This window comes from Nocardioides potassii, assembly GCF_021648885.1.
GTDB classification, from domain to species: Bacteria; Actinomycetota; Actinomycetes; order Propionibacteriales; family Nocardioidaceae; genus Nocardioides; species Nocardioides potassii.
Genome location: NZ_JAKJHZ010000001.1, coordinates 170,523 through 183,466 on the forward strand (window position 1 = coordinate 170,523; position 12,944 = coordinate 183,466).

Annotated in this window: 13 protein-coding genes; 8 read left to right on the top strand and 5 right to left on the bottom strand. The window is 72.6% G+C overall.

Annotation, left to right across the window (positions count from 1 at the left end):
- Positions 1 to 8: 8 nt before the first annotated feature.
- Complete coding sequence (locus L2K70_RS00810; protein WP_236397567.1) at positions 9 to 422, bottom strand: DUF3151 domain-containing protein; 414 nt, start codon at positions 420 to 422, stop codon at positions 9 to 11.
- Between the two features lie 44 nt (positions 423 to 466).
- On the opposite strand from L2K70_RS00810, the gene L2K70_RS00815 reads away from it, so the two are divergent.
- Positions 467 to 931: an acyl-CoA thioesterase gene (locus L2K70_RS00815; RefSeq protein ID WP_236397570.1), complete on the top strand. Its 465-nt coding sequence runs from the start codon at positions 467 to 469 to the stop codon at positions 929 to 931.
- A gap of 18 nt (positions 932 to 949) precedes the next feature.
- On the opposite strand, the gene L2K70_RS00820 is transcribed toward L2K70_RS00815, so the two are convergent.
- Complete coding sequence (locus L2K70_RS00820) at positions 950 to 1,462, bottom strand: collagen-like triple helix repeat-containing protein (protein ID WP_236397573.1); 513 nt, start codon at positions 1,460 to 1,462, stop codon at positions 950 to 952.
- Positions 1,463 to 1,551: 89 nt separating this feature from the next.
- A complete protein-coding gene (lysS, locus tag L2K70_RS00825) occupies positions 1,552 to 3,264 on the bottom strand; it encodes a lysine--tRNA ligase (RefSeq protein WP_236397575.1) in 1,713 nt (570 codons plus the stop codon).
- Positions 3,265 to 3,485: 221 nt separating this feature from the next.
- Here lysS and L2K70_RS00830 point away from each other — a divergent pair, with 221 nt between their 5' ends.
- Positions 3,486 to 4,475, top strand: coding sequence for a helix-turn-helix transcriptional regulator (locus L2K70_RS00830; protein ID WP_236397579.1), 990 nt, complete (start codon positions 3,486 to 3,488; stop codon positions 4,473 to 4,475).
- An 89-nt stretch (positions 4,476 to 4,564) separates the two neighbouring features.
- Here L2K70_RS00830 and L2K70_RS00835 read toward each other — a convergent pair whose 3' ends face one another.
- Positions 4,565 to 5,476 (bottom strand): diacylglycerol/lipid kinase family protein, encoded by a 912-nt coding sequence (locus L2K70_RS00835; RefSeq protein WP_236397582.1) that lies wholly within the window; start codon positions 5,474 to 5,476, stop codon positions 4,565 to 4,567.
- A gap of 145 nt (positions 5,477 to 5,621) precedes the next feature.
- Between L2K70_RS00835 and L2K70_RS00840 the strand changes: the two genes are divergently transcribed.
- From L2K70_RS00840 to purB, 4 genes are read left to right on the top strand one after another with little or no spacing between them, the layout of a single operon-like run.
- The gene (locus L2K70_RS00840; RefSeq protein ID WP_236397585.1) at positions 5,622 to 6,905 is read left to right on the top strand and encodes an adenylosuccinate synthase; all 1,284 of its coding nucleotides are present in this window, start codon (positions 5,622 to 5,624) and stop codon (positions 6,903 to 6,905) included.
- On the top strand, positions 6,902 to 8,197 hold the full coding sequence (purD, locus tag L2K70_RS00845; protein ID WP_236397588.1) for a phosphoribosylamine--glycine ligase: 1,296 nt from the start codon (positions 6,902 to 6,904) through the stop codon (positions 8,195 to 8,197). The genes L2K70_RS00840 and purD overlap by 4 nt, the downstream gene beginning before the upstream one ends.
- Complete coding sequence (locus L2K70_RS00850) at positions 8,190 to 8,753, top strand: ribonuclease FAU-1 family protein (protein ID WP_236397591.1); 564 nt, start codon at positions 8,190 to 8,192, stop codon at positions 8,751 to 8,753. Before purD ends, L2K70_RS00850 begins: the two co-directional genes overlap by 8 nt.
- A complete protein-coding gene (gene purB / locus L2K70_RS00855) occupies positions 8,750 to 10,168 on the top strand; it encodes an adenylosuccinate lyase (RefSeq protein ID WP_236397594.1) in 1,419 nt (472 codons plus the stop codon). The genes L2K70_RS00850 and purB overlap by 4 nt, the downstream gene beginning before the upstream one ends.
- A 99-nt stretch (positions 10,169 to 10,267) precedes the next feature.
- Here the strand turns inward: purB and L2K70_RS00860 are convergent, their stop codons facing one another.
- Positions 10,268 to 11,710, bottom strand: a complete 1,443-nt coding sequence (locus L2K70_RS00860) for an MFS transporter (RefSeq protein WP_236397597.1) — start codon at positions 11,708 to 11,710, stop codon at positions 10,268 to 10,270.
- Positions 11,711 to 11,746: 36 nt separating this feature from the next.
- Here L2K70_RS00860 and L2K70_RS00865 point away from each other — a divergent pair, with 36 nt between their 5' ends.
- The gene (locus L2K70_RS00865; RefSeq protein WP_236397599.1) at positions 11,747 to 12,016 is read left to right on the top strand and encodes an acylphosphatase; all 270 of its coding nucleotides are present in this window, start codon (positions 11,747 to 11,749) and stop codon (positions 12,014 to 12,016) included.
- A 33-nt stretch (positions 12,017 to 12,049) separates the two neighbouring features.
- Positions 12,050 to 12,928, top strand: a complete 879-nt coding sequence (locus L2K70_RS00870) for a hypothetical protein (protein ID WP_236397602.1) — start codon at positions 12,050 to 12,052, stop codon at positions 12,926 to 12,928.
- Positions 12,929 to 12,944 lie beyond the last annotated feature (16 nt).

Consider the following 12,944-nt stretch of genomic DNA (forward strand, 5'->3'; position numbering starts at 1 on the left):
GAGCAGGCTCAGAGCAGCGCGTCGGCCGCGGCGGGGCTCGAGTCGCGAAGGAAGGTCGAGCAGCGCTCCCACTCGTCGGTCTCGCCGATCGCACGGGCGGCGAGCGCGAGGAGGGCGAGCGAGCGCAGGAAGCCGCGGTTGGGCTCGTGCTCCCACGGCACGGGGCCGTGGCCCTTCCACCCGTTGCGGCGCAGCATGTCGAGCGAGCGGTGGTAGCCGACGCGGGCATAGGCGTAGACCGTGACGTCGTCCGCGCCAGCGTCCCGGGCCTGCTGCGCCAGCGCCGCCCAGGCGGCCGGCGACGCCGGGTGACGTCGTACGACGGCTGCCGGTGCGTCGCCTCCGGCGAGCTCGGCGTCGGCCGGGTCCGCGGGCAGGTGGGTGGGGGGAGGGCCGGCCATCAGGTCGCCGAACTGGGTCATGCCCCCCAGCCTAGGAGGCGGCGACCGTCCGACAGACTGCGGCCATGGGCGAGACGTTCACGACCGAGATCCAGGCCCGCTACCGCGACATCAACCTCGCCGGCCACGTCGACAACGTCGAGGCGGTGCGCGTGCTCGACGAGGCGCGCTACGAGTTCCTGCGGTTCGCGCACCTGCCCGGCCTGCCCGACGGCGCGACCGGCCTGTTGCACGGCGTCGATGCGGGAGTGTCCGAGCTGGTGGCCTCGCAGAACATCGAGTACCACGCCGAGATGCGGTTCGTGCCCTACCAGCCGTTCGTCGCCGCGCTCTGGGTCTCCCGGATCGGCCGGTCGTCCTTCACCGTCTCTGCCGAGCTGCGGGTCGAGGCCGGCGGCGGCCCGGCCGCGGTGTGGGAGTGCGTCAACGTGCTCTGGGACCACCACGCCCAGTCCGCGTGGACGATCAGCGACTCCGTCCGCGCGGATCTCGGCCGCTACCTCGGCGAGCCGGTCAGCTTCCGCCGCTGACCGGCCCGCCGGTGGCCGTCAGGAGACGACGGCGCAGATCACGTCGATGACGAGGGTGTCCGCAGTGTTGTCGTAGTTGTAGGCGTAGGCCGTCGCCTTCGTGGCGCTCAGGTCGATGTCCACCGCCGTGCCGTCGTAGGAGTTGGCCAGCTCCGCAGCAGCGCTCAGCACCTTCTTGCCGGCGGGGCAGGACCCGGTGACCTCGCCGCCGCTGTCCGGCGCGACTCCAGCGGTCGCCGTCACGATCTGGTAGCCGGAGACGCCCGGTGCGCCGGGTGCGCCGACGGCTCCCGGGGCACCGGCCGGGCCGGTGGCGCCCTGAAGGGCACTCACGGTGGACGACTTGAGGTCCTTGGTGGTGAGGGAGCCGTTCTTGATGTCCTTCGTCGTGATCGAGTTGTCCTTGATCTGCTTTCCGGTGATCACCAGGGCGGCGGTGGCCCCGCTGGTCGCCGAGGCGAACACGAGCGCGCCGGCGATGGCGATGGTGGGAAGGCCGCGGCGCGCGGTGGACAGCGTGGTGCGAAGCATGGGTTTCCTCCGTTGGTCGGTCGAGCCCGAAGCACACCAATCCGGGATGGACGGCCACCATCCCCGGTTCTGGCTACGACCGATACGGCTCAGGCACCCAGCAGCCGTCGTACCCTTTCCGGCCCGAGCGCGAGGACGAGCGTGGGCAGGCGCGGGCCGCGGTCCGCGGAGACGAGCAGGTTGTAGAGGAGCCGGAAGAAGTCCTTCTGGTCGGCCTTCACCTGGTCGGTCGGGGCGTCCTCGAAGCCGAGGCCGCGAGCCACCTTGGGCACGCCGTAGACGACCGCGGTGACCTCGTCGAGGTCCGGCTCGGCCGGCAGGCGGTCGAGGAAGATCCGCAGCCAGAGCTCCTCGTCCTCGCTCAGCGACGCGAGCCGGTCGGTGTCGGGCGACTCCCGGACGGTCGTGCGCTCCTCCAGCGGCACGTGCTCGGCGGTCCACTGCATCGCCTTGGTCAGCCGCGGCTCCAGGTCCTCGACCGACTCGTGGGGGTAGCCCGAGGACTCCACGATCCGGGAGATCTGCGCAGCGGCTCCGCTCGTGACGTCGGCGACCGAGGACAGCAGCCGGAAGGGGACGGGCACGGCCGGCGAGGGGAGGCGCCCGGCGGTCGCGGTCTCGGCGGCGCGGTGCCAGGCCAGGGTCGCCACGTCGGACTTCTCCGGGTCGGCGGCCTTGCGGCCCAGGGCGTCCCACTCGTCGTAGAGCCGCACCACGGTCGGGCCGAAGTCGATGTCGAAGGCCTGGGTGGGGGCACGACGGACGTAGAGCCAGCGCAGCATCGGTGGCTCGAGGATGCGCAGCGCGTCGGTCGCGGTGGGGACGCCACCGGCGGACGACGACATCTTCTGCACGCCGGCGAAGCCGACGAAGGCGTAGATGACGCGGGCGGGGGCACGCCAGTCGAAGATCGACGGCGCGATCTCGGTGCCGACGGTGTAGGACGACCCGGGCGTCATGTGGTCGCGCCCGGCCGGCTCGAAGTTCACCGACTCGTAGGCCCACCGCATCGGCCAGTCGACCTTCCAGACGAGCTTGCCGTCGGTGTCGGTGGACAGGTCGGTCGTGCCCTCGAAGCCGCACGACGAGCAGGTGTAGCTCAGCGTCGTCGTCGCGTCGTCGTACGCCGTCGTGGTGACCGTGTCGCGTCCGCACTGGCGGCAGTAGGGGCGGTAGGGGAAGCGGGAGATCGCGTCGCCACCGGTGGGGGTGTCGTCGTCCTCGTTGGCGACGGAGTCGGCGAGGTCGGCCGCCTCCTGCGCCGAGGCGTCCTCGGCGGGGGCGACCTTCTTGGTGCGGTGCTTGGCCAGGACGGCCTCGATCTCGTCGCGGCGCGAGACGGCGAGGAGCACCTGGTCGCGGTAGGCGCCCGAGGTGTACATCTCGGTCTGGGAGACCTCCTCCATCTCGACGCCGAGCTCGCGGAGCGACTCCTGCAGCGGGGCCTTGAAGTGCTCGGCCCAGCTGGTGTGGCACTCCCACGGGTCGGGCACGGCCGTGAGCGGGCGGCCGATGTGCTCGGCCCACTCCGCGGGCACACCCGCCGGAACCTTGCGGAAGCGGTCGAAGTCGTCCCACGAGTGCAGGTGGCGCACGGGGACGCCCCGGCGGCGGAGCTCCTCGGCGACGAAGTGCGGGGTGATGAACTCGCGCAGGTTGCCGAGGTGGATCGGCCCGCTCGGCGAGGCACCCGAGGCGACGGTCACCAGGTTGCCCTCGCCCGCGTGGCGTACGGCGTCGTCCGCCGCGCGCGTGACCCAGTCGACGGGGTCGCCCTTGCTCTTCTGTCCGCCTCGTGCCATGCCGCAAGGCTATCGGTGGCGCTGCTCGTGGAGAGGGCCGGTCCGCGACGGGCGGGAGGGCGGTGGTGGGCGTCGGAGCCGTCCCCCGCGGCGGCTCCGACGCAGTGCCCCCGGAGGAGCAGGTCGGCCGCACACCCCCGCACGCGACCGACCGAGGAGAGTATGGAGTGGCCGGAGCCTGCCACGCGGGTCGCGAGTGCCGTTGGCACTAAACTGCCACCATGGCAGGAGACCCCTCGTCGGTGATGGCGGCCCTCGGCCTCGACCGGTCCACCGAGCACCTGTACTTCCGGCTGGTCCCCGTGTCCGGTCACACGCTCACCGGCGTCGCCCAGCTCGTCCAGACGGCGCCCGACCGGCTCCTGCGCGAGCTCGCGCCGCTCGTCGACCGCGGGCTGGTGGCGCTGGTGGAGGACCGGGTGGTCGTCCCGCCGCTGGCGGACGCCCTCTCGGCCCTGGTCCTGGAGGAGGCACGTCGGGCCGCCGCGTCGGCCACGCGGCTGGCCGAGCTGTCCAGCGCGGTGCCGCACCTGGTCGCGTCAGCGACCCGTCCGGACCGGCAGCACCTCAGCGAGGTCCACCCGCTCGACGGAGAGCTCAGCTCGGGCGGCAACCCGCTGGAGCTGTTGCAGCTGATGCTCCGCACCAGCCGGGGCGACATGCTGTGGCTCCGGCCGGACGCCTGGGCGATGCCGCGCGAGTCCGCGGTGACGGAGCTCCTCGCGGAGGCCATCGCCAGCGGACGCCGGTCCCGGGCCATCTACCCGGTGCGCGCGCTCACCGAGGCGCCCGATGCCCTGCGGGCGCGGGCGCGCCTGGGCGAGGAGGTGCGGGTGATGTCGGAGGTCCGCACCCGCATGTTCGTCTTCGGCGACGCCCATGCCGTCCTCCCCGAGCCGCTCGGCTTCGCCGACGAACCCCGCGTGCACGTCCGCCAGCGCTCGATCGTCGCCGCTCTCACCATGTGGTTCGAGTCGATGTGGGAGCGAGCCGCGCCGGTGCCCGAGCTGGAGGACGGTGACATCGACCTCGACGGCCGGCGGTTCCTGCTCGACCAGATGATGGCGGGGGCGACCGACGAGGTGATCGCCCGCAAGCTCGGCATCGGCCTGCGCACCGTGCGCCGGCGGGTGGCGTCGTTGATGATCGAGCTCGGGGTCGACACGCGCTTCCAGGCCGGCGTCGAGGCGGTCCGCCGCGGCTGGCTCTGACTCCTACAACCGGATGGTCCCCATCTACCGGGTCGTGGAGCACGGTCTGGGACAGCCCACGTGATGGGGACCACCGCGCAGTGCGCGGGTCAGGGCAGGATCATGGAGTACGCCGCCGGCTCGAGGCGCCAGCTGCGGCTGCGCTCGGGGCCCTCGATCTCGCCGTCGGCCGAGAGGTAGAACTCCCCCCCGCTCACCTTGACGGTCCTCCCGCGCATCGACACCACGTCGTCGCGCTCCTCGTGCTCGGCCTTGCGCAGCTTGGCGACGTAGCCCAGCTTGGCCAGCGGCTTGACCGCGCGGCTGATCATCACGTCGAGCCGGCCGTCCTCGGTGTCGGCCTCGGGGTTGAGCTCGGTGCCACCGCCGACGTTGCCGCCGTTGCCGATCGCGACCATCAGGACGGGGCGGTCGACGTCCTGGACGACCTCGCCGTCGATCTCGACGCGCAGGCGCCAGTTGGGCGGGTTGAACGCCGACAGCGCGGCGCCGATCGGGTAGCCGAGCTTGCCGAGGTTGACCTTGCCGACCCCGATCGCGCCGAGGCGGGTCTTCCACTTCGCACCCTTGCGGCTCGCCTGCGCTCCGGTGCCGACGTGGACGTTGTTGACCACGACGCTGCCGGTCTCGTCGACGATGAGGTCGACCTTGCGCGCCTCGCCGGTCAGCACCAGGCGCGCCGCGTCTTCGATCTCGAGGGGGATGTCGTTGCTGCGCGCGAAGTCGTTGCCGGTGCCCATCGGCAGCAGGGCGAGGGTCGACTCCGCGAGCTCGTGGCGCTTGTAGAGCGCGGTGACGACCGCGTGCATGCTCCCGTCGCCGCCGGCCACCACGACCGTACGGCCGCCGGCGCGGTGGAGCACGCCGTCGAGCTCGCCGGGGTTGGAGGTCTTGGCGACCTCGACGGACGCCTCCTCGCGGAGGACCGCCAGCGCCTCGGCGAGACGTTCCTCGTCGGCCGTGCCGGCGTCGGCGTTGGTGATCACCAGCAGCGAGCGCACGTCGGGAGACTAGCGGACCGGTGTCCGCGCCGATTCCTCCCTGGGAGGGGCAGGGTCCGGGTGCGGTATCGTCGCGTCGCAAGAGCTCCGGTGCCTTGCGCCGGAGCTGTTTCGTTTTCTGCCGACTGATGCGAGGAGGGCTGAGATGCCCGCGATCGTCGTGCTCGGCGCCCAGTGGGGCGACGAGGGCAAGGGCAAGGCCACCGACCTGCTGGCCACCACGGACCCCATCGACTACGTGGTCCGCACGAGCGGCGGCCACAACGCCGGCCACACCATCGTGGTCAACGGCGAGAAGTACGCGACCCACCTGCTGCCGAGCGGCATCCTGACCCCCGGCGCCACCTCCGTGATCGCCAACGGGGTCGTCGTCTCGCCCGAGGCGCTCTTCCGTGAGCTCGACGGGCTCGTCGCCCGCGGCGTCGAGGTGGCCGACCTCAAGGTCAGCGCCAACGCGCACGTGATCGCGAGCTACCACGCCACCATCGACAAGGTCACCGAGCGCTTCCTCGGCAAGAACCAGATCGGCACCACGGGTCGCGGCATCGGCCCGGCCTACGCCGACAAGATCAACCGCGTCGGCGTACGCGTCGCAGACCTCTTCGACGAGAAGATCCTGCGCGAGAAGGTCGACGCCGCCCTCGACGTGCGCAACCACCTGCTCACCAAGGTCTACAACCGCCGCGCGATCGAGGTCGACGCCGTCGTCGAGGAGCTGCTGTCCTACGCCGACCGGCTGCAGCCGATGGTGTGCGACACCTCGCTGCTCCTCAACCAGGCGCTCGACGCCGGGCAGACGGTGCTCTTCGAGGGCGCCCAGGCCACCATGCTCGACGTCGACCACGGCACGTACCCGTTCGTCACCTCCTCCAACCCGGTCGCGGGCGGCGTGTGCGTCGGGGCGGGCATCGGCCCGACCCGCATCGACCGGGTGATCGGCGTGATCAAGGCCTACACGACCCGCGTCGGCTCGGGCCCCTTCCCGACCGAGCTGTTCGACGACGACGGCGTCCAGCTGCAGCAGCTCGGCGGCGAGATCGGCGTCTCGACGGGTCGCACGCGCCGCTGCGGCTGGTACGACGCCGTCGTGGCGCGCTACGCCAGCCGGGTCAACGGGCTCACCGAGCTCTTCCTCACCAAGCTCGACATCCTCGGCGCGTGGGAGCGGATCCCCGTCTGCGTGGCCTACGAGATCGACGGCGAGCGCGTCGACGAGATGCCGATGACGCAGACCGAGTTCCACCACGCCAAGCCCGTCTACGAGTACTTCGACGGCTGGATGAGCGACATCTCCGGCTGCCGGTCCTTCGACGACCTGCCGGCCAACGCGCAGGTCTACGTGCGAGCGCTCGAAGAGATGTCGGGCGCGAAGATCTGGGGCGTCGGCGTCGGCCCGGGCCGCGAGCAGACCGTGGTGGTCCACGGGTGAAGGCGCTCGTCGTCGGCACCGGCGGACGTGAGCACGCGCTGGCCCTCGCGCTGGCCCAGGACCCCGGGGTGACCGAGGTGCACGCCGCACCGGGCAACCCCGGGATCGGCGAGGTCGCCACCCTCCACGACGTCGACCCGATGGACGGTGCGGCGGTCGCTGCGCTCGCGACGTCGATCGGCGCCGACCTCGTCGTCGTCGGGCCGGAGGCCCCGCTCGTCGCGGGCGTCGCCGACGCCGTACGGGATGCGGGGATCGCGTGCTTCGGGCCGTCGCTCGCCGCGGCCCGGCTCGAGGGGTCGAAGGCGTTCGCCAAGGAGGTGATGGCCACGGCCGGCGTGCCGACCGCCGGGTCGCGCACCTGCACGACGGCCGACGAGGTCGCCGCGGCGCTGGACGCCTTCGGCGCCCCTCACGTCGTGAAGGACGACGCGCTCGCCGCAGGCAAGGGCGTGGTCGTGACCAACGACCGCGACGAGGCGCTGGCCCACGCGGCCGGGTGCGAGCGCGTGGTCGTCGAGGAGTTCCTCGACGGACCGGAGTTCTCCCTCTTCGTGGTCTGCGACGGCACCGTCGGCCGGCCGCTCCTGCCGGCCCAGGACTTCAAGCGGGTCTTCGACGGCGGCCGCGGCCCGAACACCGGCGGCATGGGGTCCTACGCCCCGCTGACCTGGCTGTCCGCGGGCACCGTCGAGACCGTCATGGCGCAGGTCGTCGACCCGACGCTCGCGGAGATGCGCCGCCTCGGCACGCCGTTCGTCGGCTGCCTCTACGTCGGCCTCGCCCTGACCGCGGCGGGTCCGAAGGTCATCGAGTTCAACGTCCGCTTCGGCGACCCCGACATCCAGCCGGTGCTCGCGCTGCTCGACTCGCCGCTCGGCGCGCTCCTCGCGGCGGCCGCCGTCGGCAACCTCGCCGAGGCGCCCGAGCCCACGTTCGTGGACGGTGCGGCCGTCTCGGTGGTGCTGGCCAGTGCGGGCTACCCGGAGACCTCGTCGAAGGGCGACGTCATCCGGGGCGTGGGGCGGGCCAACGGCGTCCACGACGTCGACGTCATCCATGCAGGCACGGCGATCGTCGACGCCCCGGAGGAGGGCGACCCCGACCACCGGCACCTCGTCACCGCTGGCGGTCGCGTGCTCGCGGTCCGGGCGGTCGGCTACGACGTCGACGACGCGCGCCGCCGGGCGTACGCCGCCGCCGACCTGATCACCTTCGACGGGCTGCAGCGCCGCTCCGACATCGCGGCCGAGCCGCTCGGGGTCGTGGAGGGTGCTGCGTCGCGTGGCTGACGCACCCTTCTCGCGGGGCAGCGACCTGGTGATGCGCGAGGTGCTGCACGGTGCGCTGTGGGCCCACTGGCCGGAGCGGGTCGTCGCGGACGACGGGCCCGACGGCGTGCTGGCGACGTTCCAGGCCAGCGGCACGCCGCTGTCGTTCCCGCCGCACGCGACGCCGCACCCGTGGGGACACCTCGACGCCTGGCAGGGCACCTCGGTGCTCAAGCTGCGGCGGAGCGGTGACTGGTACGCCGTGTGGAAGTTCTTCGACGCCGACGGCGCCCACCTCTCCTGGTACGTCAACTTCGAGACGCCCTACGTCCGGCAGGCCGACGGCATCGACGTCAACGACCTCCAGCTCGACATCGTCGTACCGGCGGGGGAGGCGTGGCGCTGGAAGGACGTGGAGCACCTCGCGCCGTCGCTGGCGTCCGGCCGGATCACCCAGGACGAGCTGCTCGCCGTCCTCGCTGCCGCGGCCGACGTCGCCGCGCTGCTCGACGACGACGTCCGCTGGTGGGCGCCGTGGGACGACTGGACCCCGGTGGATGGGAGGATCGGGTCGTGAGCGTCCCCAACGTCCTGGCCACCCGCTACGCCGGCGCCGACCTCGCCGAGATCTGGTCCCCCGAGCACAAGATCGTGCTCGAGCGCCAGCTCTGGGTGGCGGTGCTGAAGGCCCAGCGCGACCTCGGCATCGACGTGCCCGACGGTGTCGTCGAGGCCTACGAGTCGGTCATCGACACGGTGGACCTCGACTCGATCGCCGCCCGCGAGCGCGTCACGCGCCACGACGTGAAGGCCCGCATCGAGGAGTTCTCGGCGTTGGCGGGCCACGAGCACATCCACAAGGGGATGACCTCGCGCGACCTGACGGAGAACGTCGAGCAGCTGCAGGTACGTCGCTCGCTCGAGGTCGTCCGCGACCGCGCCGTCGCCGCGCTGGTCCGCCTCGGCCGACTGGCGGCCGAGCACGAGGCCACCGTGATGGCCGGCCGCTCGCACAACGTCGCCGCCCAGGCGACCACGCTGGGCAAGCGCTTCGCCACGATCGCCGACGAGATGCTGATCGGCGTCCAGCGGGTCGAGGAGCTGCTCGCCCGCTACCCGCTGCGCGGGATCAAGGGCCCGATGGGCACCTCGCAGGACATGCTCGACCTCCTCGACGGCGACGCCGCGAAGCTCGACGACCTCGAGCAGCGCGTCGCCGCGCACCTCGGCTTCGAGCAGACCCTCACCAGCGTCGGCCAGGTCTACCCGCGCTCCCTCGACTTCGACGTGGTCTCGGCGCTCGTGCAGCTGGTCAGCGGCCCGTCCAACCTCGCCACCACGGTCCGACTGATGGCCGGCCACGAGCTGGTGACCGAGGGGTTCAAGGAGGGGCAGGTCGGCTCGTCGGCCATGCCGCACAAGATGAACACCCGCTCCTGCGAGCGCGTCAACGGCTTGGCCGTCATCGTGCGCGGCCACCTCTCGATGGTCAGCGAGCTCGCCGGCGACCAGTGGAACGAGGGCGACGTCTCGTGCTCGGTCGTGCGCCGGGTCGCCCTACCGGACGCCTTCTTCGCGACCGACGGGCTGTTCCAGACCTTCCTCACGGTGCTCGACGAGTTCGGTGCGTTCCCGGCGGTCATCCAGCGCGAGCTCGACCGCTACCTGCCGTTCCTCACCACGACCAAGGTGCTGATGGCCGCGGTCCGCAACGGGGTCGGTCGCGAGGCCGCGCACGAGGCGATCAAGGAGGCGGCCGTCGGCACCGCGCTCGCGATGCGCGCCGGCCAGGCCGACAACGACGTCTTCGCCAAGCTCGCCGCCGACGCCCGCCTCGGCCTGACCCGCGAGCAGATCGAGGCGCTCGTCGCCGACCCGATCGAGTTCACCGGCGCCGCGGTCGCCCAGACCCGTGCCGTCGTCGCCCGGGTCGAGGCCCTCGCGGCCCGCCACCCCGACGCGGCGTCGTACGTCCCCGGCGCGATCCTCTGACCGCTGGCGCGGGCGACCACCGTGAAGGCAGTTCGCAGAGGCTGATCGGGCTGGCACGCTCAGCGAACGGGCTGAGGGAGACGAACTGCCTGCGTGGTGTCAGTCGCCGAGCCGCCAGGACCGTACGGCGGCCGCGAGCGCGACCGAGAGCACGACGAGCGCCGCGAGGAGGGCCGAGCGCGCCGCCACGGGCGCGGACGCCACGGCGTCGACCGACTGGTAGACGGTCATCAGCAGCGCGGCGCCGAACGCCGACCCGATGCGCTGCCCGGTCTGGAGGGCGCCGCCCGCCGCGCCGCCCATCTGCGGGGGCACCTCGGCCAGGGAGAGCGTGAAGTTGGGCGAGATGACCCCGCCGCCGCCGACCCCGGCGAGGAACATGGCCGGCGCGAGGGTCCACCACAGCCGGTCGCTCGGCTGGGTCACGAGCAGCGCCGCGAGCGCCGTGCCGGTCATCATCACGCTCAGCGCGACGAGGGTGATCTTGCGGCCGAGCCGCCCCACGAGGCGGCCGGCGAGCGGCGAGGTCGTCGCCGCCCCGACCGCGAACGGCGTCATCAGCAGCGCCGCCCGCAGCGGGGAGAAGCCCTCCCCGTCCTGCAGGTGCACCGACAGGACGAGGAAGATCCCGGTGAAGCCGGTGAAGTAGAGGGTGCCGACGAGCAGGCCGTTGGCGTAGCCCGGGAGCCCGCGCAGCAGCGACACGTCGAGCAGCGGCGGACGGCCTCGGGCCACGGTCCGCACCTCCCAGCGGACGAACGCCCACGCCAGCGGCGGGAAGAGGACCAGCAGGACGAGCGGCAGCCCGGCGCCGCCCTCGATGCTGATCATCGGGTAGAGCACCGCGAGCACGGTCAGTCCGAGCAGCAGCGCACCGACGAGGTCGACGCGCGGGTCCTTCTCCGCCTCGGAGCCCGTGTCGTTGTCGGGCACCATGCGCCGGATCAGCACGAGCGCGACGAGCCCGATCGGCACGTTGATGAGGAAGAGCGAGCGCCAGCCGTTGTCCTCGCCGAGCAGGCCGATGAGGAGCCCGCCGATCAGCGGGCCGGCTGCCGAGGCGACCGCGACGGTGAAGCCGAACATCCCGAAGGCGCGCCCGCGCTCCTCGCCGCGGAACAGCTGCTGGATCAGGCCGGAGTTCTGCGGCGTCAGCAGGCCGGCGCTCGCCCCCTGCACCAGTCGGGCGACGATGATCGCGGCCGCGTTGGGCGCCAGCCCGACGGCCAGGCTCGAGACCACGAAGCCGGTCAGACCGATCGTCATCAGCCGGCGGCGGCCGTGGGCGTCACCGAGCCGGCCACCGGCGACGAGCGTCATGCCGAAGGCGAGCGCGTAGCCGGACACGACCCACTGGATGGTCGCCGCGCTGGTGTCGAGCCCCTCCCGGATCGAGGGGACGGCGACGTTGACGATCGTGACGTCGAGCAGCGACATGAAGCCGACCACCAGCGACACCGCGAGCACGCGCCAGCGCCGCGGGTCCGGCCCGTACGCCGACTCCTCGCCGCGGGCTTGCTCGGTCTCCTCGCTCTGCGTCATCGCCGACAGCCTTGCACCCGGTGCATCATCGGGGTCATGAAGGCGGTCCAGGCGCGCGTGACGGGCAGGGTCCAGGGCGTCTCGTTCCGGTGGTGGACCGAGCAGCGCGCACGCGAGCTGGGAGTCACCGGCTGGGTGCGCAACGAGCCCGACGGCTCGGTGCTGCTCCACGCCGAGGGCGAGGACGACGCTGTGGATGCGCTCGTCGACTGGTGCCGCACCGGACCCCCTGCGGCGCAGGTGAGCGACGTGGCGGTGCGCGACGACGCGGCGGGCGGCGCGACGTCGTTCGAGACGCGCTTCTGATTCTCCAGTGATCTTGTCGACTATCGTGGGGGCATGACGACGGCGACCGCAGCCCCTCCGACCTACGACGACGTGCAGGTCGTGGTGCCCGCCCCCGGACCAGGCGCGGGCAACTGGGCGGGCGCCGCGAGCGCCGCGCTCGTCGACGGCACGTTCTGGCTCACCTGGCGCGTACGACGCCCGCTGACGGATGGCCGCGGGGTGTCGGTGGTCGTGGCGAGGTCCGCCGACGGCGTCACCTTCGAGCAGGTGGCCGAGGTGTCGCGCGAGTCGTTCGGCGCCGAGTCGTTCGAGCGGCCGGTGCTGGTGCCGCTGCGCGAGGGCGGCTGGCGGCTCTACCTCTCCTGCGCGACCCCGGGCTCGAAGCACTGGTGGGTCGACAGCCTGACCGCCGACACGCCCGAGACCCTGCCCGACGGCGTACGACGACGCGTGCACGAGGGCGACTCGGCGACCGGGGTGAAGGACCCGGTGATCACCGTCGGCGACGACGGCTACGAGATGTGGCTGTGCTGTCACCCGCTCGACGTGCCCGGCCACGAGGACCGGATGACGACGCGTCGGCTCACGAGTCCCGACGGGCTCGAGTGGGCCGACCACGGCGAGGTGCTGGCCGGGCGCGAGGGCCAGTGGGACGCCCGCGGGGCCCGCGTCACCGCGGTGCTGCCCGACGGCGCGGTGCTCTACGACGGGCGCCCGGACGCCGCGTCCAACTGGTTCGAGACGACCGGGGTGGCGACGTGGGACGGCACCGCGCTGACCCGCCTCGACCAGCCGCCGATCAGCTCGCCGCACTCCGACGGCGCGTTCCGCTACGCCTCCGCCGTGCCGCTGCCCGACGGTCGCGTCCGCTACTACGTCGAGGCCGCGCGCCCCGACGGCGCGCACGACCTGGTCACCTGCGTGCGCTGAGCCTCGCCCGCGCGCT

Bases quoted from the DNA above. Each gene is read 5' to 3' on its own strand.
- L2K70_RS00830 (WP_236397579.1), top strand. From the start codon at position 3,486: ATGGCAGGAGACCCCTCGTCGGTGATGGCGGCCCTCGGCCTCGACCGG.
- L2K70_RS00860 (WP_236397597.1), bottom strand. From the start codon at position 11,710: ATGACGCAGAGCGAGGAGACCGAGCAAGCCCGCGGCGAGGAGTCGGCG.
- L2K70_RS00865 (WP_236397599.1), top strand. From the start codon at position 11,747: ATGAAGGCGGTCCAGGCGCGCGTGACGGGCAGGGTCCAGGGCGTCTCG.
- L2K70_RS00815 (WP_236397570.1), top strand. From the start codon at position 467: ATGGGCGAGACGTTCACGACCGAGATCCAGGCCCGCTACCGCGACATC.
- L2K70_RS00820 (WP_236397573.1), bottom strand. From the start codon at position 1,462: ATGCTTCGCACCACGCTGTCCACCGCGCGCCGCGGCCTTCCCACCATC.
- L2K70_RS00810 (WP_236397567.1), bottom strand. From the start codon at position 422: ATGACCCAGTTCGGCGACCTGATGGCCGGCCCTCCCCCCACCCACCTG.
- L2K70_RS00840 (WP_236397585.1), top strand. From the start codon at position 5,622: ATGCCCGCGATCGTCGTGCTCGGCGCCCAGTGGGGCGACGAGGGCAAG.
- lysS (WP_236397575.1), bottom strand. From the start codon at position 3,264: ATGGCACGAGGCGGACAGAAGAGCAAGGGCGACCCCGTCGACTGGGTC.
- L2K70_RS00870 (WP_236397602.1), top strand. From the start codon at position 12,050: ATGACGACGGCGACCGCAGCCCCTCCGACCTACGACGACGTGCAGGTC.